A 25,751-nucleotide genomic window follows, 5' to 3' on the forward strand; every position below is an offset into this window, starting at 1 on the left:
TGAGTGAATAGATTGGGCATAGATTGGAAAGTGAAGTCAGCTGTTTAGGTCAGGTTAGCCTAATGTGTCAGTCTTAACTCTTGTCTGTGCTCATGTTCATGATTTTCGGCGCATTGGGTGCATCTCTGTTCAACGGGATTGATGCCTAAGCGTTCGGCTTCTATCTCATTCTCACAATCAGAGCAAAGACCGTATAGGCCTATATCCAGCTGACATACTGCGGCATCGACTTGGGTTATTTGGCTAAATAATGGGTGATCACATAAGCCTGCCTGGGTTAACAGGGCTATTAGCTCGCAAAGCGAACTCGATTGAGTATCTAGGCTGATATTTTTACTCTGTGCAAGTTTACCTATCTCTATCCTTAGATTAGATTCTAGCTGTGACAATTCATGTCTGATATGGGATCTGCTCACGAGTATATGCCTGAAAAAGTTATTTCGGATATTAAGTCTAAACTGGTGAGGCATTTTGACTATGACTAAGATCAACTCTAGGTCATATTTAGTGCTTACATCAGTAAGATCTAAGCGGGATGTGGGAAGTTTTGTCTACTTCCCATCATAGGTATGACCAGACAGGAGACTCTTGCTGATTTGAACGTACTTTAGATTTACACGAGTGCTCTCAGTAAAGAGAGAATTTCTGGCGTTTTTTTCAATACTCTCACTTGGGTAAACAGCTCATCGGCTTCACTGTATTGTTTTGCGATGAATTTCAGCCATTGTTTTATTCGAGCGGGATAATATTTCTCTTTCTCGCTGACGATTTCGTAGTCCGAGTATTGCAAGAGTAACAGTAATACTTCAGGCCATGGCATTTTAGCTTGGGATCCTTTGATCACATGAGCCAAATTAGGCACGGCCAATGCGCCTCGGCCTATCATGACATCATCACACTGACTCACTTGTTGGCATTTGTGATAATCTTCCCGGCTCCACACCTCACCGTTTGCGATCACTGGTATTGAGATAGCCTGCTTTATTTGTTGAATATATTCCCAGTGAGCGGGAGGCTTGTAACCTTCTTTCTTGGTTCTGGCATGCACGGTCAGTTCTGTGGCTCCAGCAGCCTCAATCGCTTGAGCTATTTCGACGCAGCGACTCTTATCATCCCAACCAAGACGTATCTTTGCGGTTGCCGGGAGCTGGTCAGGAACGGCTTCCCTGACAGCTTTAACCACGCGGTAGATGGTTTCAGGCTCTTTTAGCAGCGCCGCTCCGCCATTACTACGATTGACCATAGGGGCTGGACAGCCAAAGTTAAGGTCTACACCGAGGGAGCCAAGTTCTATGGCACGCAGGGCATTCTCTGCCATCCACTGGGGGTGTTGACCGAGCAGCTGTAATCTCACAGGGGTGCCAGATTTAGTCTTACTCTCGTTAGCCAATTCGGCGCATAGGCGATAGAAGACTTTTTCCGGCAGGAGTTGATCCACTACGCGAATAAACTCACTGATCACCAGGTCGTATCCTCCCACACCAGTTAGCAGTGCTCTCATTGGCGCATCGGCAACGCCTTCCATTGGGGCGAGTATTACACGCATTTTTTAGCTCTTGTTAGGTTCATTCTTGTTTGAGTCATAGTGTTAGTTTAATTATCGGCTAGCAGCCTAGCATGGCTGAGGTATTAAAAATATTTATGAGTGGCACACAGCTGGGTGAAATCTCGTTAGCTTGGTTTACGAGTATTGAAATATCAGTCCTATAACTAGCGCGGCCAGCATTTTAGCTTATGATTAGATGGGATTCAAAAAATGTTTCTATTACTTAATTTTAACTTGGTAATGATAGCCTTATTTATTGAATTTGTTACATTATTTATTATGGTTAGATTTGCGATTTACTGAAATATGCGTCATAAATGTGATCTTGTTAAAAATTTTGAAATAAGTTTGAGTTACATCAGGTCTATTTATGCAAGCCAGCTGACATGCAGTTTAGTTGGTAACCTAAACTACTTTACTGATTTTAAAGGAATACATTATGAATTTAGTTAAAAAAACTGCTGTTGCTGCTGCCCTTGGTACTATTGTTATGGGTTCAGCATTTGCTGGTGAGGCTCAAGCTAACCCATTTGGTTTTAGCCAGATGGAAGCGGGTTACCAGCTTGTCGATGGAGAAGGCAAATGTGGCGGTGACATGAAGAAGGGCAAAGAAGGCAAGTGTGGTGAAGGAAAATGTGGCGGCGACATGAAGAAAGCCCATGAAGGCAAGTGTGGCGGTGACATGAAGAAGGGTAAAGAGGGCAAATGTGGTGAAGGAAAATGTGGCGGCGACATGAAGAAGGCCTCAGAAGGCAAGTGTGGCGGTGACATGAAGAAGGGCAAAGAGGGCAAATGTGGTGAAGGAAAATGTGGCGGCGACATGAAGAAAGCCAAAGAAGGCAAGTGTGGCGGCGACATGAAGAAAGCCAAAGAAGGCAAGTGTGGCGGTGATATGAAGAAAGCCAAAGAAGGTAAGTGTGGCGGCGACATGTAAGTGACATTTATTGTCTGTTGAGGCGCAGCCTCTACGATAGTGAATAGACATTTAAGGCCAGTGTATACTGGCCTTAATTGTTTTTATCCAAGTATAAAACTGAAATATTCTATAGTCAGCAAAGTTTTTTGGAGTGAATATGACTGAGCGAGCCAAGGTGGGATTAGGCTTAAGGCGTGAGATGTTGGATGAATTTTGTGACTCTATTCCAGATGCTATCGATTTTTTCGAGGTTGCCCCGGAAAACTGGATGACATTAGGAGGAAAGTACGGTCGACAACTTAGGCAACTTACTGAGAGCAAACCTTTCTTCTGTCATGGTTTATCTTTGTCTATCGGTGGGCCAGCTCCCTTAGATATTGAGTTCATTAAGAATGTGAAAGCCTTTTTGGACGAGCACAAGATCCAGGTTTACTCTGAGCATCTTAGCTACTGTTCGGGTGCCGGACACATGTATGATCTTATGCCAATCCCCTTTACCGAGGAGGCGGTCAAGCATGTCGTTAAGCGTGTAAAGCAAGTTGAAGATATTATAGAGAGGCCGCTTATCCTGGAGAATGTTTCTTTTTACACGGCGCCAGGTGCCGAGATGAGTGAGCTCGAATTTGTCACTGCTGTGCTCGGTGAAGCTGACTGTAAAATGCTGCTCGATGTGAATAACATCTATGTGAACTCAATTAATCATCAATACGATGCCGATGAGTTTTTAAGAGCCATGCCGACGGAGCGCGTCGCCTATCTCCATATCGCTGGCCATTTTGAAGAAGCAAAAGATATCATAGTTGACACCCATGGGGCCGATATTGTGTCGCCTGTATGGCAGTTACTTCAAACTTGCTATCGAGTGCACGGAGTACATCCTACCTTGTTAGAGCGAGATTTTAATATTCCTGAGACACAGGTGTTGCTTAAGGAGATAGATAAAATTCATCGATACCAAGAGACAGGTTTGTCTCAGTTTTCAAGGAGCGCATGATGAATTTTGATATGATTCAACAGTCATTTATCGATTATATCAAGGAACCTTCACGGCCATTACCTGAGGGCACAGAAGCCCGGCGGATGAAGATATATCGGGATTTGTTTTTCAATAATATCAATGGCTTTGTTACCAGTGCATTCCCCGTGTTGAACAGTTTATATTCTGAAGATGACTGGCTCGCGCTGATCCAAGACTTTTTTGTGACCCATGACTGTCAGACACCGATATTTATTGAGATAGCCTATGAATTTGTCATTTTTCTTCAGTCTGAATACCAGTTAACAGAGAGTGACCCCGTATTTATTATCGAGCTGGCCCATTATGAATATATGGAGTTGGTCGTGGCAGTCGCTAAAGATAATCCATTGCATCAGGATATCCAAGGGCCGATAGCGCAAGTGGCACTGTGTTTGTCTGATACGGCTAAAGTGTTGCAATATCGCTTCGATGTTCAGCGAGTGAGTGAAGATTATCGACCCGATACACCCGCCGAGAGTCCGCAGCAATTCTGCCTATATCGCGATGTGCAAGATGAAGTGATTTTTTTGCAACTCAACCCCTTAACAGCACAAGTACTGGGTTACTTGTCCCAATATGAGGCTGTCAGTTTCGACCATCTGTTGACTTGGCTAAAACAAACCTATCCACAGATGGCTGATGACGCATTAATTCAAGGTTGTGAGCAGATGTTGGCAGCTCTCGCCGCCAAGGGAGTGGTGAAACAATACTTGGCTTAATGATTTTGATGAGTCGATTTGGTTTGGTTCATTAGGCCACACAAGATGATCTAGGTTAACAGCTATCATTTTCTTAATAAAATCATAATCAAAGACACTAAAGCCGGTAAAAGGTTAAATGCACGCTTCCTAAACTATGGGCAAGTCTCTATAATGTTGCCAAAAATTGATCTAGATCAATAAAATTACCCAAGTGATTGAGCGAGGAAGTTATGAGTCAGCCATTTAAAGATCCATTTAACATCATCTATTTCATTGGTTTCATCTTAGTCATGATGATCCCCACTTTACCGGCGACCTTATCTTGGTTGAAATTTTCCGGACTCATTTAATCAACGTAATACAAGTCTAGATACCCAGCACTTGTTTGGGTAAACTAACCACTCTTTGGAGTGGTTTTTTTTGACTTTTTTGATGCCAGCAAACTGAGTTAGCTAATGAATTAAGAACTAAATAGCTAAGTAAATAAAGCAAAGTTGGGTAAGTAGTTAAGTAATGAGGTAAGGGAAATAGTGGCTTTTAAACGTGGTTTTTATTTGATTTGTGGATTATGCAGTTTGGCGCTTGGCTTGCTGGGGATCCCGCTTCCAATACTGCCGACCGTGCCGTTTATCTTACTCGCCGCCTTCTGTTTTGCTCGCTCTAGCGACCGGCTTCACAATTGGCTGATGACTCATCCTTGGTTTTCAGAAGGTTTGAATGATTGGGCGCAGAATAGAGGGATCCGTAAAGGGCTAAAGAAGAAGGCCTATATTGTCAGTGGACTCAGTTTTGCCGTTAGCATAGCCATCGTGCCATTAATATGGGTAAAAGTGATGCTGCTTTGCTTCGCCCTAGGCCTAGGTTTTTTCCTCAAGCAGATCCCCGAACTAGACGATTAAGTCTACAATATTCTTCACTCGTCATCTTTATGCAGAAAACTCAGTATTGGCTTTTTTTTAGAAAATATCGCTAAATTGTGACCCAATGCCGTAATTCTTGTCCTATTAGTATGGGAGATTGTTGCAAGTGTGCTAAAAGACACATAAGCTTTATCCGGATTTTTTAAAGCTGGCGAGATTCGCCGGCCAAACCAAAAGATGATGGTCATGAACAAAGACAGCTTAGCATTGATAAAACAGAGCATAAAAACAATTCCTGATTACCCGAAAGCCGGGATTCTTTTCAGAGATGTGACGAGTTTGCTTGAAGAGCCTGCAGCTTATAGAGCAAGCATTGAACTCCTGGCTGAGGAGTACAAAGATCAAGGCTTTACCAAGATCGTGGGTACCGAAGCTCGCGGCTTCCTGTTTGGGGCGCCTTTAGCCTTGGCATTAGGTGTCGGTTTTGTGCCTGTGCGTAAGCCGGGTAAATTACCACGTGAGACGATTTCTCAGAGCTATGATCTCGAGTATGGTCAGGATGTGCTGGAATTGCATATTGATGCCATCTCTGCTGACGATAAAGTGTTAGTGGTCGATGACTTGCTTGCAACGGGCGGTACGATCGAAGCGACGGTTAAGTTGATCCGTAAGCTCGGTGGTCAAGTTAACCATGCTGCCTTTGTTATCTCTCTGCCCGAGATTGGTGGTGAGAAGCGTCTCGAAGCCATGGATTTAAAAATTGTTACCTTGTGTGAATTTGAAGGCGACTAATTCAACGTAAATGTTGAGAATTTGACGGCGAATAATTCAACGTACAAATGCTCCTCAGTAGCGCCTTTAAACATGGCATGTTATGGTGCAGATTACTGAGGAGCGTGCTCCCAAAATTACTAAATGACACTTTGGGGAGTTCCATGTCATATCAGGTGTTGGCCAGAAAATGGCGCCCTGCCACATTTGAACAAATGGTTGGTCAGTCTCACGTTTTACTTGCATTAACCAATGCGCTCACTCAGCAAAGATTGCATCATGCTTACCTGTTTTCCGGCACTCGAGGTGTGGGTAAAACCAGTTTAGCTCGGCTATTCGCTAAAGGGTTAAATTGTGAACAGGGAATCACAGCCTCTCCATGTGGTCAATGTTCCAGCTGTGTTGAAATTGCCGAAGGGCGTTTTGTCGATCTTATCGAAGTCGATGCGGCTTCGCGAACTAAAGTCGATGATACCAGGGAACTGCTCGATAATGTGCAGTACCGCCCTAGCCGAGGCCGATTCAAGGTGTACCTTATCGATGAGGTGCACATGTTATCGCGCAGCAGTTTCAATGCTTTGTTGAAGACGCTTGAAGAGCCACCTGAGCATGTAAAGTTTCTGCTGGCGACCACTGATCCTCAGCGTCTGCCTGTGACGGTACTGTCTCGTTGTCTGCAATTTAACTTAAAAAGCCTGACTCAGGATGAAATTTCATCGCAACTGTCCCATGTGCTTACTCTGGAGCAGCTCACCTTCGATCAAGCTGCATTGACCCTGTTGGCTAAAGCGGCCAATGGCAGCATGCGTGATGCACTGAGTCTTACGGACCAGGCGATCGCTTTCGGTGCAGGTTCTGTGCAGCTGACTCAGGTACAGACGATGCTTGGCAGTATCGATGAGAAACATGTACTTTCCTTGCTTAACGCCTTGGTCCAAGGTGATATCGAGAACTTGATGCGGGTAATCGGCCAGATTTTATCCTTTGGCGCCGACCCTCAGGAAGTGCTCAGAAGCCTACTGGAATTATTACATCAAATAACCTTAAGTCAGTTCGCCCCCGCAGCGGCTCAACTTTCCATTTATAGTGAGCAGATTAAGGCTTTCGCACAGCAGCTCAGTCCCGAACAAGTACAACTCTATTATCAGTTGTTACTGACGGGGAGAAAAGATCTCCCCCATGCGCCAGATCCTAAATCAGGATTAGAGATGGCGCTGCTTAGGGCCGTCTCCTTCGTGCCTGAAACGCCGGTGACCCGTTGGGTCGTAGATAAGCCTGCTAAAGTGGCCATACCCGAAATGGTAAAGACAGAAACCGGACTGGTTAATCCCGAACAGCTGGAAGCTAAAGACCAGCTTGTGAGTCATGTTAGCCAAGAGAATTCAAATAGCCAGTTAGCAGAAGTTAAAAAAGAGTCCGTCTCTGAGCCTGTTTCTAAGCCTAAGGCCGCAGTAACTCCTCAAGCTGAGCAAGATGATGAAACCGATGATTTACTTGCGCTTAATAGCGAGCAAGCCCTCATTTTAAGTCAGGCATCGAGCCAGGGGATGGAGCAGAGCAGCCTTAACACTGCCGATCAAAGCTTTGAGAAAGCTGTAGAGCTAAGTGCTGCACCTATGAATGAGACATCGGCAGATGTCATTGAGTCCGCTCCTGCTGCGACTAGCAAAGCCGTGACTAGCCCGGCTAGTGCCGAGCCCGATAACCAAGCCGAGACGACTTGCTTAGACGATGGCGAAGCAGAAACGCTAAGTCCGCCTGAGAAAGACCCTAGTGAGGTAAATTCACTTAGCACCAACCAGTCTAATTTATCTCAGCCTCAGTTGAGCCCTGAGCAGCTAGCCCAAGATGCAGCCTTCGATGCTCAATATGGTTTTCAACAAGATGAACAAGAGCAGGGGGATTACCAGGCTTTTGACAGTCTACCGGCAGCCGACTACGCACAGCCTCAGTTAGATGTAGGCTCTGAGATGATTGCTCAAGGGACAGATTCTCAAGCTGGAACTGAGTTGGAAGACGATATCTTAGACGCCGTCTTGGCGGCGCGAGATTCATTGCTCACCGATCTGGCAAAAACGCCTGAGGAGAGTGCTGGAAAAAAGCCTGAAGCCCAGCGCAAGGACTTTGCCCCTCCTAAGCGCAAACCCCAAGCCGATAATGACGATGAAGCACCGTCTTCGTTAGACGGTCAGGCTATATTAGAAGTTAAATCAGAGCTTCAGTCAGAAGCTAAACCTGAACGTCGGCCACAGCCTGTTTTAGCCACAGGCATTGAAGACAGGCCTCCCTGGGAGGAACCTGTCGAAGCCGCAGCTACTGAGAATGTCACCTCTTCAGGTGGCAATGAGCAAGGCACAGATACTCATCCAATGGTATCGACTCAAGTAGAAGCGCCTGTACCTGTACAAGAGCAAGTTCAAAGCGGAATACAAGCTCAGTCATGTGATCCGCTTCCCCCTCTGGGTGAAGCGGAGGTGACAGGCCATGAGGTCGATCTCAAGTGGTATCGATTGATGTCTGCTATCGATGTCGGCGGAAGGGTGCGTCAATTAGCGGTGAACTCAGTATGTCATGAGTTTACCGAGCCCTTGTCTCTGTTATTAAAACCTATCCAGAAGCACTTGGCCGCAGATATTGCCATTGTGCAGTTAGAGGAAGCCTTAGGCAAAGCGTTAGGCGCCGAGAGTAAGGTCAGCATATCTGTTGGAGTTGATGGCGACAGAGAGACACCACTGGAAGTGCGACAGCGTTTTCATCGGGAGATCCAAGCTCAGGCGCACCAAGGCTTGTTAACCGACACCAATGTTCAATGGCTAATGAGCCAGATGGGAGCAGAGCTTGAAAACGATAGTTTAAGTTATGCACCTGAGCTATTGAGTTTAAAAGGAAATACCATTGAGCTCATCGATAAGTCGAACTTTAAGGCGTTACCTCAGTCATAAGTTTGTACGGCTTTGATTGATTATCGACATTATTTAAGTAAGATGAGCCAACTTTATTCGCCCCTTAATTGAAGAGAAATAGATATGTTTGGAAAAGGCGGTATGGGTAACCTGATGAAGCAGGCCCAGCAGATGCAAGACAAAATGGCCAAAGCGCAAGAAGAGATCGCGCGTATGGAAGTGATCGGTGAAGCCGGTGCGGGTCTTGTGAAAATCACCATGACAGGTTCTCACAGTGTACGTAAAGTGGATATCGATCCTAGCCTGTTAGAAGACGACAAAGAGATGCTAGAAGATCTTATCGCTGCAGCATGCAATGATGCAGCACGCCGTGTTGAAGAGAGCCAAAAAGAGAGAATGGCTGAGGTGACTGGCGGTATGCAGTTACCACCAGGCATGAAGATGCCGTTTTAATTTGAGTATTATTAGATAATGAAATTTAGTCCTCTGGTTGATGAGTTGATCCAAGCTTTGAAGTGTTTACCTGGCGTCGGCCCTAAATCTGCTCAGCGTATGGCGTTTCAGTTACTCGAGCGGGATCGAAAAGCGGGTCAATCTCTGGCTCAAGCATTAGAAAAAGCCATGAGTGATGTGGGGCATTGCCAATCCTGCCGCACCTTCACCGAAGAGGTTCATTGTCCGATTTGTGCCAGTCACAAGCGCGGGCTATCTCAGGTGATTTGTGTGGTTGAAACCCCTGCCGATGTATTGGCTATCGAAGCCGGTGGGCATTTCTCCGGGCGTTACTTTGTTCTGCTTGGGCATCTGTCCCCTTTAGACGGTGTCGGGCCAGATGAGCTTGGGTTAGCTTTGTTAGAAGAACATTTAGCTTCTGGTGAGGTAGCCGAGTTGATCTTAGCCACCAATCCTACGGTGGAAGGGGATGCAACGGCGCACTTTATTGCCGATATGGCCAAGAGCCATGAAGTGATAGTGAGTCGTATCGCTCACGGTGTACCTGTCGGCGGTGAGCTTGAGTATGTCGATAGCACCACGTTAGCGCTTTCTTTTAATGGTCGTCTCCCGCTGTAAGTTTTACGCTATTGCACGGCTCTGTTTTCCCGAGTTGAGATAATCCAGTATTTGTTACGGCAATACTGGATTTTTTTTAGCCATTTAAACGCCAGTTACCTCTTTCCCCTTGAAATGTAAAATTCCAGCCCCATCTCTATTTTCATAAAGCACTTTGCGTCGTATAAAGCTTAAGTCCATAAAGAGTTAGGCTTTGTGAAATACAATAAAGGAACAATCCATGTCACAACAAGAAACTCATGGCTTTCAAACTGAAGTCAAGCAACTACTAAATTTGATGATTCACTCTTTATATTCCAATAAAGAGATTTTCTTGCGTGAATTGGTCTCCAACGCTGCCGATGCTGCCGATAAGTTGCGTTATGAAGCCCTGACTAACGATGCCCTATACGAAGGCGATGGTGAGCTGAGTGTGCGTATCAGTGCCGATAAAGACAAAGGCACCATCACTATCAGTGATAACGGCATAGGCATGACCCGCGACAGTGTGATTGAGCATTTAGGCACTATCGCTAAATCGGGTACTGCGGAATTTTTCAATAACCTATCCGGTGATGACACCAAGGATTCACAACTCATAGGTCAGTTCGGCGTGGGTTTCTATTCTTCATTTATCGTTGCCGATAAGGTCACTGTACGTACTCGTGCCGCTGGCCACAGTGCCGATGAAGGCGTGTTATGGGAGTCAGCGGGTGAAGGTGATTTTACCGTAGAAAATATCACTAAAGAGACTCGCGGAACCGAAATTGTCTTACACCTTCGCAAAGATGAACAAGAGTTTGCCGATGACTATCGTCTACGCTCTATTATCACTAAATACTCAGATCATATCTCAGTTCCTGTTGAAATGTTCGAAGAGGGTACGCCTGCGATTGAAGCTTCAGATGATCAAGAAGCTGTGGCGGCAGTCGAAGGTTCATGGAAGCCTATGAACAAGGCTACTGCGCTTTGGACCCGTAACAAGAGCGATATCTCTAAAGAGGAGTATGAAGAGTTTTATAAGCATATTTCCCACGATTTTACCGATCCATTGTTGTGGAGCCACAACCGAGTCGAAGGTAAGCAAGAATACACTAGCCTGCTGTATATCCCAGCCAAAGCGCCTTGGGACATGTGGAACCGCGACCGTAAGCATGGCCTGAAGCTTTTTGTTCAGCGTGTGTTCGTCATGGACGATGCTGAGCAGTTTATGCCTAGCTACCTGCGTTTTGTTCAAGGACTTATCGACTCAAACGACCTGCCGTTGAACGTGTCTCGTGAAATCTTACAAGACAATAAGGTGACGACAGCACTGAGAACCGCTGTGACTAAGCGCGTACTTGGCATGTTAGAGAAGCTGGCTAAGAATGATGCTGAGAAGTACCAGACATTCTGGGCTGAATTTGGTCAAGTGCTAAAAGAAGGCCCAGCCGAAGATATGGTCAACAAGGAGCGAATTGCTGGCTTGTTGCGCTTCGCATCGACTCATACTGAAGATGCGGCACCGACGGTTTCTCTCGCCGATTACATCGGCCGTATGCAGGAAGGTCAAAGTAAGATCTACTACATAGTCGCCGATAGCCATGACGCGGCTGCAAATAGCCCGCATCTTGAGCTGCTACGCAAGAAAGGTATCGAAGTCCTCTTGATGTCTGAGCGCATCGATGAGTGGTTGATTAACCACCTTACCGATTTCGACGGCAAGCAGTTACACTCGGTGACTCGTGGCGATCTTGAGCTTGGTGATCTCGAAGATGCTGCAGAAAAAGAAGCTCAGGAGAAGTTAGAAACTGAATCTGAAGGTTTGGTGAAACGGGTTAAAGATTCACTGGGTGACAAGGTGTCAGCAGTGAAAGTGACCACACGTCTTACCGATACCCCTGCGTGTGTTGTGGCGGGTGAAGGCGAGATGTCGACTCAGATGATTAAATTGATGGAAGCTGCCGGACAAGCTGTACCGGAAAGTAAGCCTACATTTGAGATTAACCCTGAGCATCCTCTGGTTGCGCGTCTTAATGATGAACAAGATGAAGCAGTATTCACTCAGTGGACCGAGTTATTGCTGCAACAGGCCCAGCTATCAGAGAAAGGTAGCCTGGCAGATCCTTCAGCCTTCATTAAGCTGATGAATCAGATGCTGTTGGCTAAACTTAGCTAATAAATTATTGTAATTGGAAGGCAGAGCATCTAGTACCCTTGTAGTATTAGGGTTCTGCCTTTTTTATATCTGCGGTATTTATCACGCGTTCCCCTGTAGGCCCAAGTCTTATGGAGACGAGAATGAGTGATCGTATAAACAGATAACAGGATTGTTATGGAAACTGTTCTAGATCTAACGAAAGATAATATTCAGCAAATCGTCGATGCCTCGGCAGAGCAAGTTGTTGTGCTTTGTTTCTGGTCGAATCAAAGTCCGGAAAGTATCAGCTTAAGTCAGACATTGGTCTCTATGGCCCAGAAACAAGCTGGCCGTTTTGTGTTAGCAAAAGTTGATTGTGACAACGAGATGGAGATTGCCAATTATTTTCAAATTCAGAATCTCCCTACAACTTTAGTGCTCAGCGAAGGCAAGCCTATCGATGGTTTTGCAGGTGTGCAGGAAGAGAGGCAAATCACTGAGATGTTAGATAAGCATCTTCCGGCCCAGTGGCAACTTAAGCTAAACCGGGCTAAGGCATTACTCGTTGATGAAGATGTTCAAGCGGCGCTTCACTTGTTAAGGGAAGCGTATAGCGAATCGCCAAATGCTGAAATTGCTTTAGTGTACGCCGATGCTGAGCTGATGACCGGTGATCTTACCTTAGCGGGTGAGCTGTTAGACAGTGTGGGCTTAGCAGATCAGGATAGCTACTATCAAACCCTGAAAGCTAAACTAGCACTGGCTTTGGATGCTGCCGATACCCCAGAGATCCGTCAATTACAGCAGGCTTGTGACAGTGAGCCTGATAATGTCTCTCTATTGTTAGACCTAGTTAAGGCGCTTCATCAGGCGAAAAGAGATGAAGAAGCGCTAGCACTGCTGTTTGCTCCTCTATCTAAAGATATTTCGATTGAGAATGGTGATGTCAAAAAGCTGTTTCTGGAAATTTTGACTGCATTAGGTCAGGGAAATCAGCTGGCGAATCAGTATCGTCGTAAGTTGTACAGTTTATTGTATTGATATTGAGTTCAAATTCAGTACGAAAATCAAACATAATAAACCGATCCTATTTGGTCTGATTAAACATGATTGTCTATCAGGCCAATGTCTAATGACTAACTAGGCTAAAACTGTTTCTACCCCCTTCAAAATAGCGGCTAATTATGCGAAAATCGCCGCTAATGATAAAACTATGTGAAATAAGAGGAATCTCGAGATGCGCATCATGTTATTAGGTGCCCCAGGTGCCGGCAAAGGTACCCAGGCCCAGTTCATCATGGAAAAGTACGGTATTCCACAAATTTCTACCGGTGATATGTTACGTGCAGCAGTTAAAGCTGGAACGCCACTTGGCTTGGAAGCCAAGAAAGTGATGGATGCTGGTCAGTTGGTCTCAGATGAGCTAATTATCGGTTTAGTAAAAGAGCGTGTCGCTCAAGATGATTGTGCCAAAGGTTTCTTGCTCGATGGTTTCCCTCGTACTATCCCACAAGCCGATGCTATGGCAGCCAGTGGCATCAATATCGATCACGTGGTAGAGATCGATGTGCCCGACGAAGATATTGTTAAGCGTATGGCTGGTCGTCGTGTTCATCCTGGTTCTGGCCGTGTTTATCATATTGTTTTCAACCAGCCAAAGGTTGAAGGTAAGGATGATGTTACCGGTGAAGACCTAGCTATTCGTCCAGACGATGAAGAGTCTACGGTACGCAAGCGCCTGGAGATCTACCATGAGCAGACTAAGCCTCTGGTAGAATATTACGGTAAGGTAGCAGCCTCTGGCCAGGCGACATACAACAAGTTTGACGGTACACAGACAGTGGCAGCTGTCAGTAAAGAGATCGTCGCTGCGATAGGTTAAAGGTATCTGATCCTTATCAGTATATGAGCTAGTTCTCATATTTTGAAAAGCTCACTTAGGTGGGCTTTTTTTATATGATTTTGAATGTTAGCCTAATATAGAGTATCGACATTATAAGAGAGTGATTTTGAGCAAAACTACCCCGGCATTCGGTGTGCTTCTGGTTAACTTAGGGACGCCTGATACACCCACGACAAAAGATGTACGTTCATTTCTAAAACAGTTCTTGAGTGATCCAAGAGTCGTCGACCTTAACCCCCTTATTTGGAAGCCTATTCTTAACGGCGTCATACTTAATTTTCGCCCGTCTAAGGTAGCAAAACTCTATCAAGCCATATGGTGGGATGAAGGGTCGCCCTTGATGGTGGTGAGTCAACGCCAGAGAGAGCAACTTGCAGGCATGTTAGCCCAAGAGTTTGGACAGAGCATACCCGTCGAACTGGGTATGACCTATGGTAACCCTTCATTGGCTCTGGGGCTGGATAAGCTCAAGTCTCAAGGGGTTGAAAGAATTATTGTTCTGCCTCTTTACCCTCAATACTCATGCTCGACCGTGGCGGCTGTTTCAGATGCCATTGCCTCTGAGTACAAGGGATGGAGAGAAGTCCCTGAAACCCGCATAAACAAAGAATATTATCAGCACCCTGGCTATATTTCGGCCCTGGCCAGTTCGGTAAAAGCCCATTGGGAACGACATGGCCAAGCTGACAAGCTGTTGATGTCGTTTCATGGGATCCCAGTCAGATATGTGACCGAAGGCGATCCTTATCAAGGGCATTGCGAGAAAACATCTGAACTCCTGGCCAAAGAGCTGGGATTAAACCATGACCAATGGCAGCTTTGTTACCAGTCAATATTTGGCAAGGAGGAGTGGCTCACGCCTCAGACCGACAAGACTCTAACCTCTTTACCGGCTCAAGGGGTGAAGTCTGTGGATATTATCAGCCCGGCTTTTGCGGCTGATTGTCTGGAAACACTCGAAGAGCTTTCTATCGGTGGCAAAGAGATGTTCATTGAAGCTGGGGGAGAGAGATATGAGTTTATCCCCTGTCTCAATACCAACCCAGCCCATATAGCGCTTTTAGTGGAATTGGTGAAGCAGCAGAGTCAAGGCTGGTGCTAACTTTGTGCTAAAGGCTGGTATAAATTAGTGCTAGAAGTGAGCAATCTGCATTAGACGCTCAACATCTGTCCCTAAAAAGGATAAAATACGTTACTAGATACTGGCGTATATCACTGCGTGTGGTAGGATCTGCCGCCGTTTATATTGGCCCTGATTTGATAGGGCCAATTGTTTTGAACTATATTCCCATATGGCTGATTTGATTTAATCGGCCTCCAGTATGTTGCCAAAGGTTGAGAGCACACAATGAAGTTTCCAGGTCAACGAAAGTCCAAGCACTATTTCCCCGTCCAAAACCGTGACCCGCTATTGGCTCAACTCACTCAGCAACCGCTTCGTTTTCCAACTTATATCACCGGGATTGATCAGACCTTGGTAGACATAGAAGCTAAGGTAGCCGATGAACTACTCGAGCGATATAAACTTCCCAAAGGCAACTCGACTCTAATTGATGATGCCAGTGCCCACGCCTTGTATTCAGAATTGAAGCAGCATGGCTTAATCAGTGATGAATTCGCCGGTGGCACCATAGGCAATACGGTGCACAATTATTCGATTCTTGCCGATGACAGATCTGTCTTGTTTGGCGTAATGAGTAATAATATCGAAGTAGGCAGCTACGCTTATCGTTATCTGTGTAACACATCTTCAAAAGTCGATCTTAACTATCTACAGCCGGTAGAAGGTGCCATAGGTCGTTGCTTCACCCTGATATCTGAGTGCGGCGAGCGTACTTTTGCCATTAGTAAGGGATCGATGGATAAGTTGACCCCTGAATATATTGATAAAGATCTGGTACAAGGAGCGTCGGCATTGGTGTTAACGGCTTACTTGATGAGAGCCAGCGGCGGCGATCAGATGACAAAGGCGGCATTAACAGCAATAGAATATGCTAAAGAGGTCGGAGTCCCTGTGGTACTGACGTTAGGCACTCGTTTCTTGATTGAAGAAGATCCAAGCTGGTGGAGAGCATTCATCGAAGAGAATGTGACGATTCTGGCAATGAATGAGGATGAAGGCGAAGCCCTTACTGGTTTTAAAGATCCACTTCAGGCCAGTGAAGCCGCCCTTGAACTGTGTGATATGGTATTGACCACAGCTGGTCCTATCGGACTCTATACCGCAGGCTATACCGAAAATGCAGAGAAACGTGAGACCAGCAATACCCTGTTACCCGGCTCTATTCCTGAGTTTAACCGCTATGAATTCTCACGTCCTAAGCTGAAATCTGCCTGTGATGAGCCGATCAAGGTCTATGCTCACATCTCACCTTACATGGGCGGTCCGGAGAAGATCCGTAACACCAATGGTGCCGGTGATGGTGCACTGTCTGCACTATTGCACGATCTCGCATCGAACACCTTCCATAAGGCCAATGTGCCAGGTTCGAGCAAACACAAGCGTGATGGCTTATGTTATTCCTCATTCTCACAGATCTGTAAGTATGCTAATCGCGTGGCCTATGAAGTGCTTGCACAGCACAGCCCGCGTCTTTCTCGTGGTTTACCAGAACGTGAAGATAGCTTAGAAGAGTCGTACTGGGAGAGATAACTTTCGTACAATGAGATAAAGCTCTTAACAAGCAAACATAAGAAAGGCGTCCAATTGGACGCCTTTTTGTGTCTGGAACACTTATGTAAGTTTGCCAAGGATGGCAAAAAACTTACGTTGTGTCTGGAACACTTATGCACTCTTTCTTAAATAGGCCATGTGCCGACGATGCTCCCGGCATCGTTTCGGCATTTCCTACTTCCATGTAGGTCACGGTTTAAAACTTACCTTGTGTCTGGAACACTTATGCGCTCCAGAAGGAGCGCATATTCTTGTGCACCTATGGCTAGGCTTCTTGTCCCTTCACCTGGTCTCTGAAGCTACCCGCTGTCTTGCCTGCTTGGGTATCGTTGAAGATCTCTTCATTGAATTCACCCTCAGACTTAGCGATGACCACAGTGGCAACCGTGTCACCGGTAACATTAACTGCGGTGCGGACCATGTCGAGTAGTCTGTCGACGCCTATGATCAGCGCTATGCCTTCGACAGGAAGACCCACCTGGTTAAGTACCATGGCCAACATGATAAGACCAACACCTGGTACGCCAGCGGTACCGATAGATGCAAGTGTCGCAGTAATAACCACCATGGCATAATCTGTGATGCTTAAGTCAACACCATAAACCTGAGCGATAAATACCGTGGCAACACCTTGCATGATGGCCGTACCATCCATGTTGATGGTAGCGCCAAGAGGCAAGGTGAATGAAGCGACTTTATTATCGACACCTAGTCTGTGCTCAGCTGTTTCTATGGTGACAGGCAGAGTCGCGTTTGAACTGGCTGTGCTAAAAGCAAACAGTTGCACATCACGCATCTTACGGATGAAGGTTATCGGATTTAATCCTGAGAACACTTTAAGCAAAGTGGGATAGACAACGAACCCATGAAGCAGTAGAACACCAAGGACGACGAAGAAATATTTTACTACGCTGCCGAAGGTCTCGAGACCCAAAGTGAGTGCCAATTTTGCCATCAAGGCAAACACACCATATGGCGCAAGCTGCATTATTAGTGTAACTACACGCATAATCACTTCGTTAAGGTCGTTAAACAGCGCTGCAACGCGTTTACCGCGCTCGCCGATATGCGAGATAGCAAAACCAAAAATAACCGCAAATAGGATGATTTGAAGCATATTGCCTTCACTCATCGCATGCAGTGGGTTGGTTGGGACTATGTTGATGATCACTTCTGCTAGGCTTGGGGCTTCTTTTGCATTGAAGGTGAGGCCTTCACTGACCAAGGAAGCGTTACCTGGATGGACCATGATGGCAATCAAGATTGCCATAGACAGAGCAATAGCAGTGGTGAATAGATAGAAGGCGATGGTCTTACCGCCGAGTCTGCCTAATTTCGATGGGTCACTCAACGAACATGTGCCGCACACCAATGAAATAAACACCAAAGGCACGACCAACATTTTCAGCCCGGATACAAATATGGTGCCGATAACATGCAAGAAACCTTCGGTGATGTATTCGTCGATAAATGTACTTTCGGGGAAAAGGTTTCTGAGTAGCAATCCCAAAAGGATACCGCTACCCATACCAATAAGAATTTTACTCGTGAGTCCGAGTTTTTTTGCTTGAGTTAAAGCCATAGTGCTTCCTGTATAATTATTATGCTTTTCAATTTGCGATGTAAGCCTAGCAAGAAACGAAGATTGATGAAACTGCGCAATAGTTAAACCTTTTCGTTGTTTTAGTAAAATAAATCAAGATAGTTATGGATAAGTAGCAGGAAAATTATGTAATGTTGGCCTATAAGTAATAAGCGCCTCGCTTAAAATTACATATTGAGTAACAGGGAGTCTGGCATGAAGTCAGTTTACAAGTTTTTTATCGTATTTTTATGGTCGTTTTTCATGGTCGCCTGTAGTGGAGGGGGGGATATTGCGGACCCATTAGATCCTGATCCAACTCCGGATGAAATTACAGTTAGCTTAAGTATATCTAATACTCAAATTGCCGCAGCTGATCCTGCGGTTGTCACGGCAACAGTTAAGGATGCAAAAGGTAATGCCGTTAGTACCTTAGTCTCTTTCTCATTAAATAACGATAAATACGGAACGTTTGATCCCAGTACTGGTGAAGTTGCTACCGTTAACGGTGTTGCTACTATCAAGGTCAATACAGCCGAGATCAATACCGGTGCGACTATCACTGCGTCAATTACTTCAGGTGAAACCGCTTCAATCAATGCCACTATGGTTGGTGACGGTGGTCAAGCCGGCGGCGGCGCTCAAGTCTCTTTAGCGCTGACTGACGCCGCGGGTAATCCAATTCAATCAATCAGTACATTATCTCCAGGAAAGCTGACAGCGACAGTGACAGGAATTAATAAGTCAGTGATTGTTACCTTCGACAGCCCGATTGGTGATTTACCGATTAAGAGTGCTGTTACTGATTCTGAAGGTAAAGCTACGGTTGATATCTATGCTGGCAGTTCGTTAGGTGCTGGTGAAGTTACTGCGACATTATCTACCAATGAAGTTGGTACAACTATCATAGTTGTTGGTGCAACAAACGTGGTGATGGGAAGTGGCAGCCCACTGGTAGAAGGTGTAGCAGAGGTCAGTACCACTAATTTATCTGCTGGAGGTACAGCTACAATTTCGGTGCTTATTCAAGATGATAAAGGTAATCCATTTACTCAACCTGTCGATGTGAAGTTCTCTTCTACCTGTGCAACCAAAAACCCAGCTCAAGCACAGATCAGTTCACCTGTTTCTTCAAGTAACGGTGTTGCTACCAGCACTTATTTGGCCCAAGGCTGTGTAGGAGAGGATCAAATCAATGTAACCGCCGATGCTGGCGGTATCAGTCTTTCTGCAATAGGCACCATCAATGTACTTCAGGCTAATGTGGGAAGTATTGTTTTTATAACGGCTGAGCCTGAAAATATTGGTATCTTAGGTACAGGTGGTATCGAATCGTCGATAGTTAAATTTAAGGTACTAGATAGAAATAGTAACCCAGTGAGTAATCAAAACGTATTGTTTGAGCTCAATACTAATATCGGTGGTGTCGACCTTAGTCCCGATGAAGCTACAACTAACAATGAAGGTATTGTGCAGACAGTGGTGACCACAGGCACAGTGGCTACTTCAGTCAGAGTCACAGCTACCGTCGATGATAATTCAACGCCGGTTATATCGAGTCAGTCTAAACAGTTAATCATCTCGACGGGTATCCCAGATCAAGATAGCTTCTCATTATCCGCTGTAATGTTAAATGCTGAAGGCTGGGATCGTGATGGTACTGAAGTAGCAGTTACAGCCCGTATGGCTGACGCATTTAATAACCCGGTTCCCGATGGAACAACTGTGTCTTTTACTACTGAAGGCGGGGCTATTGAAGATGCTTGTCAAACTGTAAACGGCGTCTGTTCTGTGAAATGGATCAGCCAATTGCCAAGGCCAGAAGGACAATCATTATTTGATGAGGCTGGTCTACAAATACATAATCCAACAGCTTTGCGGAAGTGTCATGTATTGAAAGTGAATGAAACAGACTTAGAAGAAGTTTGTGATCTTCTTGATGACAATCAAACTCGGGTTTACGGTAACTTTTACGAGCAACAATATGGTGGTCGAGCAACCATTTCCGCAATAGCAATTGGTGAAGAGTCTTTCCCTGATCTTAATGGTAATGGTCGTTTTGATGAAAATGAGGTTAATGAGTTTTTAACTGGAACCAATGTTACTGGTGAGCCTTTTGATCTCAATGATGCTTTTAATGATTACAACGAAGACACAATCTTTAACCCTCAGCCTGATGACCAATTAATCGGTCTCGAAGGTGGGGCTCTTGAGGAGCTTATCGATTTTAATTCAAATGAGGTCTTTGATCTAAAAGATGGCTTATACAATGGTGTTCTCTGCGCGTTTATTCCTGGAACTATTGAACCTGCTCATGATGCTTGTGCCCCTGATGGCTCTAAATCTTTATATGTCCGTAGAAGTTTGACTATGGTCATGTCTGGAAGTACTGCTGTTGCGACTAAGCATGCAGATATCGGTATTATTGATAAAGATGGGATCCATAATCCAGGTGTGATCACCATAGTGGGCAAAGGCGCTGCAAGTGTTTATTTTACAATTTCAGATCTTCATAATCAGCAGATGCCAGCAGGAAGCAAGGTAACTTTCACTGCGACGGCTGGTTCTGTTGTGAGTGGTAGTGAATATATCTGGCCAAGCAGTAATTATAATGGTGGTCGAGAGTTTGCTGTAACGATTAAAGGCGAGGATGAACCTAACTCAGGAACATTTATGGTTCATGTAGAGTCTCCAAATGGTCTAGTTACTCAAGTGGTGGCTGTAGGTATCATCATTGAGTAAGAAGTAAGAAGTAAGAAGTAAGAAGTAAGAAGTACCAAAAAACCCAAGATGGCATCTTGGGTTTTTTATTATCTGCAATTATCACACTAGCTAACTATATTTATCTATTTCTGAAATTGATACACACTGCCCAAATTCATCAACTGGGTCAGTTCATCCAGTGCGGTGCGTGATTCGATCAATACCTGTGGATCGGCCAGGTCTTCGACGCTGAGGCGATCGCGGTAGTGCTTGTCTACCCAGTTATTTAGCTCTCTGAATAACACATCATTCATTAAGGTATGCTGGTTCACTGCAGCCACCTCAGTGTCATTCATGGCGACACGCAATCTCAGGCAAGCCGGACCACCACCATTTTGCATGCTTTGCTTCACATCGAAATAGTGTACTTGCTTGATTGGCGTGCCTAGGGTGACGACTTCCTGAAGATAAGCGTGTACCGCTTCATTCTCCTGGCAATTTGTCGGCGCTATGATCGCCATCTCACCAGATGGAAGTGTGATGATCTGAGTGTTAAACAGATAACTCTTCACCGCATCTTGAATGCCGACTTTATTGGTGGGTACTTCGATGAAGTGAAGTGGTGAGTCACCAAATTTTTGCTTTATTTCGTTTAACTTGTTCTGTGTATCCAGAAATGCCTGCTCGTGATAGAAGAGCACATTTTGGTTACCGACGGCGATCACATCGTTATGAAACACGCCTTGATCGATCACATCTGGGTTCTGTGAGATATATACCGTGTTGTCATCATCGAGCTGATGTAAGCGAGCGATGGCTTGAGAGGCTTCTAATGTCTGTCTTGCCGGATACTTTGTTGGTTTCGGTGCTGCTGGATTGGTCGCTTCCTGACCATAGACAAATAACTCTATACCCGTTTCGCCGTACTCTCCGCAAAGACGGGTGTGGTTCGCCGCGCCTTCATCGCCAAAACTGGCGTGCTCAGGCAGATGTTGATGATGGCTGAAATGCTTGTCGTTATTGAATGTCGCCGCCAGAATATTACCCGTAGTGATAGGTTCTATGCTGCGGTGTAACTTGTCTACTAGGTTAGCCGGGGTGAAATGCAGCTTTCCATCTCGACAATCGGCACTGGGTGAGACCGTTGCCGCATTCGCGGTCCACATACTCGATGCACTACAACAGGCACGTAACAAAGCAGGAGCCTGTTTAGCGGCTTTATTTAATACTTCGGCGTCAGAGCCTGTAAAACCAATTCTACGCAACGTATGAAGGTCTGGGCGCTCTTGAGGGGCTAATATGCCTTGAATCATACCCATATCGGCGAGTGCTTTGGCTTTTTTTAATCCTTGTTTCGCTGCGGCTCTTGGATTTGAAACGGCTGCAGCGTTACTCAGTGATGCCACATTACCAAAGGAGAGGCCCGCGTAATTGTGGGTTGGTCCAACAAGACCATCGAAATTCGCTTCAAAATGCTTCATTAGTTTTCCTTATCAGGGTAGCGATACCTTTTATTAACTTGTTTTATTCTTTTGGCTTTATCTATGAAATTGGCTTCTGGTGTTGCCAGTTACTCCAAATCCACTAAAGTTAAGCTAAGATGTGGTGTGAGGCTGAAATGAGCTCAGTATACTTAAGCTTCAATTGTTCACAAGTAAGGCAAAATTGGCTAAGTTTGTGATATTTGCATCGAAATGCACATGAATTCCTTGCTAGATGACTAATAATGGAATATTAGTTTTTAATTAAGCATTTATTTCTTTCACACTTTTTTAGAAATAGTTCCAAAATGGTTAAAAATGGCTCACCAGCACAAATAAAAGAGGGATTAGCTTGAAAAAATTGAGACAAACCTCTATATATGGAGCCAAATTACAGCATTTTGAGACTTTTTGGCGCAGATCATTCTATGGGTAAATCGCTAGTTATTGTCGAATCACCGGCCAAAGCCAAGACTATTAATAAATATCTCGGCAAAGATTACATTGTTAAATCGAGCGTAGGTCACGTAAGAGACCTACCAACATCATCCAGTCCTGACTCTAAAGTGGCGACTAAAACGCCTGCAGAAGTTCGGAAGATGGCTCCTGAAGAGAAAGCCATCTATAAGAGCAAGAAAGCGAAACAAGCGCTTGTTGCTCGTATGGGAGTGGACCCTGAGAATGGCTGGAAAGCCAAGTATCAGATACTCCCCGGTAAAGAAAAAGTGGTTAAAGAGCTGCAGGCTCTAGCCGAGAAAGCTGACAAAATCTATCTCGCAACCGATTTGGATAGAGAGGGAGAGGCCATTGCATGGCACTTGCAAGAGATCATAGGTGGAGATGAGTCACGCTATCAGCGCGTTGTCTTCAACGAGATCACTAAGACCGCTATTCAAGACGCATTCAGTAAACCCGCGCATTTAGATACCAATATGGTTAATGCCCAACAGGCTCGTCGATTCCTCGACCGCGTCGTTGGGTTTATGGTATCGCCTCTGTTATGGAAGAAAGTCGCCCGTGGATTATCCGCCGGTCGAGTTCAATCTGTGGCAACGCTTTTAGTGGTCGAGAGAGAAGGCGAAATTAAGGCTTTTGTTCCCGAAGAGTTTTGGGATATTCATGCGCAATTGAATACCCCGGCTAATGATCTGCTTAAAATGCAGGTGGTTAAGTTTCAGGGCAAGGCATTTAATCCTGTTAATGAGAAGCAAACCTTAGAAGCGGTTTCTTTTCTGTCTCAGTCAAGCTTTGTGGTTGCTGCTCGTGATGACAGAGCGACCCAGAGTAAGCCTTCGGCACCTTATATCACATCGACCTTGCAACAAGCGGCGAGTACCCGTTTAGGTTTTGGCGTCAAGAAGACCATGATGATGGCTCAGCGTCTCTACGAAGCCGGTCATATTACCTATATGCGTACCGACTCGACCAACTTGAGTCAAGAAGCCTTGGACAATGTGCGCGAGATGATAGGTAAAGAGTTTGGCGATAAGTATCTGCCAGATGCCCCTATTCGTTACGGCAGCAAAGACGGGGCTCAAGAAGCTCACGAAGCCATTCGTCCATCAGATGTCAAAGTGCATGCCGCTTTGATGAATGACATGGAGAGAGACGCACAGCGCTTGTATGAGCTGATTTGGCGTCAGTTTGTCTCTTGTCAGATGACACCAGCAAAATATGATGCGACTCGCTTAACGGTTAAGTCCGGTGAGTACGAGCTCAAAGCTACTGGTCGTACATTACGTTTCGACGGTTGGACTCGAGTTCAAACTAGCATTAAGAAGAAAAATGAGGAAGACAATACGCTGCCTCATGTCGATCAAGGTGATAAGCTAGATCTTAAAGAGCTGGATCCCAAGCAACATTTTACTAAGCCGCCGGCGAGATACAGTGAAGCGTCTCTGGTTAAAGAGCTCGAAAAACGTGGTATTGGTCGTCCATCGACCTATGCGACAATTATTTCGACTATTCAGGACCGTGGTTATGTGCGCGTCGAAAGCCGTCGTTTTTATGCCGAAAAGATGGGTGAGATTGTCAGCGAAAGTTTGGTCGGCAGCTTCAAGGAGCTGATGAGCTATGACTTTACTGCGGGTATGGAACAGACACTCGATGATGTCGCCAAGGGCGAGTTAGAGTGGAAGAAAGTGCTCGATGGTTTCTATAAATATCTCACTAAGCAGATAGATCAGGCCGAGCTGTCACCGGAAGAGGGCGGAATGCGCCCGAACGAGATGGTGTTAACCGACAACATCAAGTGTCCGACTTGTGAGCGTCCTATGGGGATCCGCACCGGTACTACCGGTGTGTTCCTTGGTTGTTCCGGCTATGCCTTACCGCCTAAAGAGCGCTGTAAGACCACCATGAATCTGACTCCCGGTGAAGAAGCCGTGAGTGAGAACAGTGAAGATGCTGAAACAGATGCATTACGTGCTAAGCATCGTTGTGACATCTGTGGCACTGCCATGGACAGCTATCTTATCGATGAGACTCGTAAGCTGCATGTTTGTGGTAATAACCCGATATGTGATGGTCATGAAGTTGAACTCGGTCAGTTCAAGATTAAGGGTTATGAAGGCCCGATTATTGAGTGTGACCGTTGTGGCAATGACATGGAGCTCAAGAATGGTCGCTTCGGAAAGTACTTTGGTTGTACTAACAGCGAGTGTAAGAATACCCGTAAGTTGCTAAAGAGCGGTGAAGCTGCGCCTCCAAAGGAGGATCCGATTCATCTTCCAGAGCTTAAATGTACTAAGTCTGATGGCTACTTCGTGCTTAGAGATGGTGCCGCCGGGATATTTATGGCTGCCAGCACTTTCCCTAAATCACGTGAAACTCGTGCACCATTAGTGGAAGAGTTGGTTAAGTATCGTGAGCTATTATGGCCTAAGTACGCTTATCTAGCCGATGCACCAGTTAAAGATAGCGATGGTAATAAGGCATCGGTTCGCTTCAGCCGTAAGACTAAGGAGCAATACGTTGCTACCGATGTCGATGGTAAGGCAACTGGCTGGACCTCTAAGTTTATCGACGGTAAGTGGGTGACTGAGGCGAAGAAGAAAGCCAAGCCAAAAGCGAAAGCGGCTACGGCAACTAAAGCTACGGCCAAAGCTAAGCCAAAAGCTAAGCCAAAAGCGGCTGCAAAGACTAAAGCATAGAGCAGTGTGCTTCAGTCAATGTTAGTCCATAGATAGCTAGTCCATAAAAAAGCCTCGATGATTCGGGGCTTTTTAATGTCTGCTGTTTACGAGACTCGAGGTTATAGAACCTAGGTTTAGCTCCTGTTTGACAGGAAGGTAACGGGGGTGACTCTATTTTATCTATTTGGAAAGGAATGCTAAATAGCGTGCAATAAAAAAGCCCCAATATTATATGTAGGGGCTTAGTTTGATCAAACTTTCTATCTAGCATCTAGCATCTAGCATCTAGCATCTAGCATCTAGCATCTAGCATCTAGCATCTAGCATCTAGCATCTAGCATCTAGCATCTAGCATCTAGCATCTAGCATCTAGCATCTAGCATCTAGCAT

General features: G+C 45.4%; 19 protein-coding genes. 15 read left to right on the top strand and 4 right to left on the bottom strand.

Annotated features, from left to right (window positions below):
* Positions 1 to 59 precede the first annotated feature (59 nt).
* Together FS373_RS03330 and dusC are read right to left on the bottom strand one after the other, a co-directional pair.
* Positions 60 to 416 (bottom strand): TraR/DksA family transcriptional regulator, encoded by a 357-nt coding sequence (locus FS373_RS03330; RefSeq protein ID WP_144047118.1) that lies wholly within the window; start codon positions 414 to 416, stop codon positions 60 to 62.
* 197 nt (positions 417 to 613) lie between these two features.
* Positions 614 to 1,546 (bottom strand): tRNA dihydrouridine(16) synthase DusC, encoded by a 933-nt coding sequence (gene dusC, locus FS373_RS03335; protein ID WP_152829030.1) that lies wholly within the window; start codon positions 1,544 to 1,546, stop codon positions 614 to 616.
* Positions 1,547 to 1,985: 439 nt separating this feature from the next.
* Between dusC and FS373_RS03340 the strand changes: the two genes are divergently transcribed.
* The 13 genes from FS373_RS03340 to FS373_RS03400 all read left to right on the top strand — a co-directional run bounded on the left by FS373_RS03340 (position 1,986) and on the right by FS373_RS03400 (position 16,440).
* Complete coding sequence (locus FS373_RS03340) at positions 1,986 to 2,480, top strand: hypothetical protein (protein ID WP_144047117.1); 495 nt, start codon at positions 1,986 to 1,988, stop codon at positions 2,478 to 2,480.
* 139 nt (positions 2,481 to 2,619) lie between these two features.
* Positions 2,620 to 3,456, top strand: coding sequence for a DUF692 domain-containing protein (locus FS373_RS03345; RefSeq protein ID WP_152829031.1), 837 nt, complete (start codon positions 2,620 to 2,622; stop codon positions 3,454 to 3,456).
* Positions 3,456 to 4,199, top strand: coding sequence for a DNA-binding domain-containing protein (locus FS373_RS03350; RefSeq protein ID WP_144049029.1), 744 nt, complete (start codon positions 3,456 to 3,458; stop codon positions 4,197 to 4,199). Before FS373_RS03345 ends, FS373_RS03350 begins: the two co-directional genes overlap by 1 nt.
* 512 nt (positions 4,200 to 4,711) lie before the next feature.
* Positions 4,712 to 5,080, top strand: a complete 369-nt coding sequence (locus FS373_RS03355; protein WP_144047115.1) for a YbaN family protein — start codon at positions 4,712 to 4,714, stop codon at positions 5,078 to 5,080.
* Between the two features lie 201 nt (positions 5,081 to 5,281).
* The gene (gene apt / locus FS373_RS03360) at positions 5,282 to 5,833 is read left to right on the top strand and encodes an adenine phosphoribosyltransferase (RefSeq protein ID WP_144049028.1); all 552 of its coding nucleotides are present in this window, start codon (positions 5,282 to 5,284) and stop codon (positions 5,831 to 5,833) included.
* A 143-nt stretch (positions 5,834 to 5,976) separates the two neighbouring features.
* Complete coding sequence (gene dnaX, locus FS373_RS03365) at positions 5,977 to 8,754, top strand: DNA polymerase III subunit gamma/tau (protein WP_144047114.1); 2,778 nt, start codon at positions 5,977 to 5,979, stop codon at positions 8,752 to 8,754.
* 84 nt (positions 8,755 to 8,838) lie between these two features.
* Positions 8,839 to 9,168, top strand: a complete 330-nt coding sequence (locus tag FS373_RS03370; RefSeq protein WP_144047113.1) for a YbaB/EbfC family nucleoid-associated protein — start codon at positions 8,839 to 8,841, stop codon at positions 9,166 to 9,168.
* Between the two features lie 18 nt (positions 9,169 to 9,186).
* Complete coding sequence (recR, locus tag FS373_RS03375) at positions 9,187 to 9,786, top strand: recombination mediator RecR (RefSeq protein ID WP_144047112.1); 600 nt, start codon at positions 9,187 to 9,189, stop codon at positions 9,784 to 9,786.
* Between the two features lie 220 nt (positions 9,787 to 10,006).
* On the top strand, positions 10,007 to 11,923 hold the full coding sequence (gene htpG, locus FS373_RS03380; RefSeq protein ID WP_152829032.1) for a molecular chaperone HtpG: 1,917 nt from the start codon (positions 10,007 to 10,009) through the stop codon (positions 11,921 to 11,923).
* 156 nt (positions 11,924 to 12,079) lie between these two features.
* The gene (locus FS373_RS03385) at positions 12,080 to 12,925 is read left to right on the top strand and encodes a tetratricopeptide repeat protein (RefSeq protein WP_144047110.1); all 846 of its coding nucleotides are present in this window, start codon (positions 12,080 to 12,082) and stop codon (positions 12,923 to 12,925) included.
* 196 nt (positions 12,926 to 13,121) lie between these two features.
* Entirely contained in the window at positions 13,122 to 13,766 is a 645-nt protein-coding gene (gene adk / locus FS373_RS03390) for an adenylate kinase (RefSeq protein ID WP_152829033.1), read from the top strand.
* Positions 13,767 to 13,887: 121 nt separating this feature from the next.
* Positions 13,888 to 14,889, top strand: coding sequence for a ferrochelatase (hemH, locus tag FS373_RS03395; RefSeq protein ID WP_416221747.1), 1,002 nt, complete (start codon positions 13,888 to 13,890; stop codon positions 14,887 to 14,889).
* A gap of 246 nt (positions 14,890 to 15,135) precedes the next feature.
* Complete coding sequence (locus FS373_RS03400; protein ID WP_152829035.1) at positions 15,136 to 16,440, top strand: inosine/guanosine kinase; 1,305 nt, start codon at positions 15,136 to 15,138, stop codon at positions 16,438 to 16,440.
* Between the two features lie 286 nt (positions 16,441 to 16,726).
* On the opposite strand, the gene FS373_RS03405 is transcribed toward FS373_RS03400, so the two are convergent.
* A complete protein-coding gene (locus FS373_RS03405; protein ID WP_144047106.1) occupies positions 16,727 to 18,043 on the bottom strand; it encodes a dicarboxylate/amino acid:cation symporter in 1,317 nt (438 codons plus the stop codon).
* Between the two features lie 216 nt (positions 18,044 to 18,259).
* Between FS373_RS03405 and FS373_RS03410 the strand changes: the two genes are divergently transcribed.
* Complete coding sequence (locus FS373_RS03410; protein ID WP_152829036.1) at positions 18,260 to 20,785, top strand: hypothetical protein; 2,526 nt, start codon at positions 18,260 to 18,262, stop codon at positions 20,783 to 20,785.
* Positions 20,786 to 20,889: 104 nt separating this feature from the next.
* On the opposite strand, the gene astB is transcribed toward FS373_RS03410, so the two are convergent.
* Positions 20,890 to 22,227 carry an N-succinylarginine dihydrolase gene (gene astB / locus FS373_RS03415; protein ID WP_152829037.1) on the bottom strand — a complete coding sequence of 446 codons (1,338 nt, stop codon included), beginning with the start codon at positions 22,225 to 22,227 and terminating at the stop codon, positions 20,890 to 20,892.
* 428 nt (positions 22,228 to 22,655) lie between these two features.
* Here astB and topA point away from each other — a divergent pair, with 428 nt between their 5' ends.
* The gene (gene topA / locus FS373_RS03420; RefSeq protein WP_152829038.1) at positions 22,656 to 25,379 is read left to right on the top strand and encodes a type I DNA topoisomerase; all 2,724 of its coding nucleotides are present in this window, start codon (positions 22,656 to 22,658) and stop codon (positions 25,377 to 25,379) included.
* The last annotated feature ends 372 nt before the right edge of the window (positions 25,380 to 25,751 follow it).

The organism is Shewanella sp. YLB-07 (assembly GCF_009377275.1).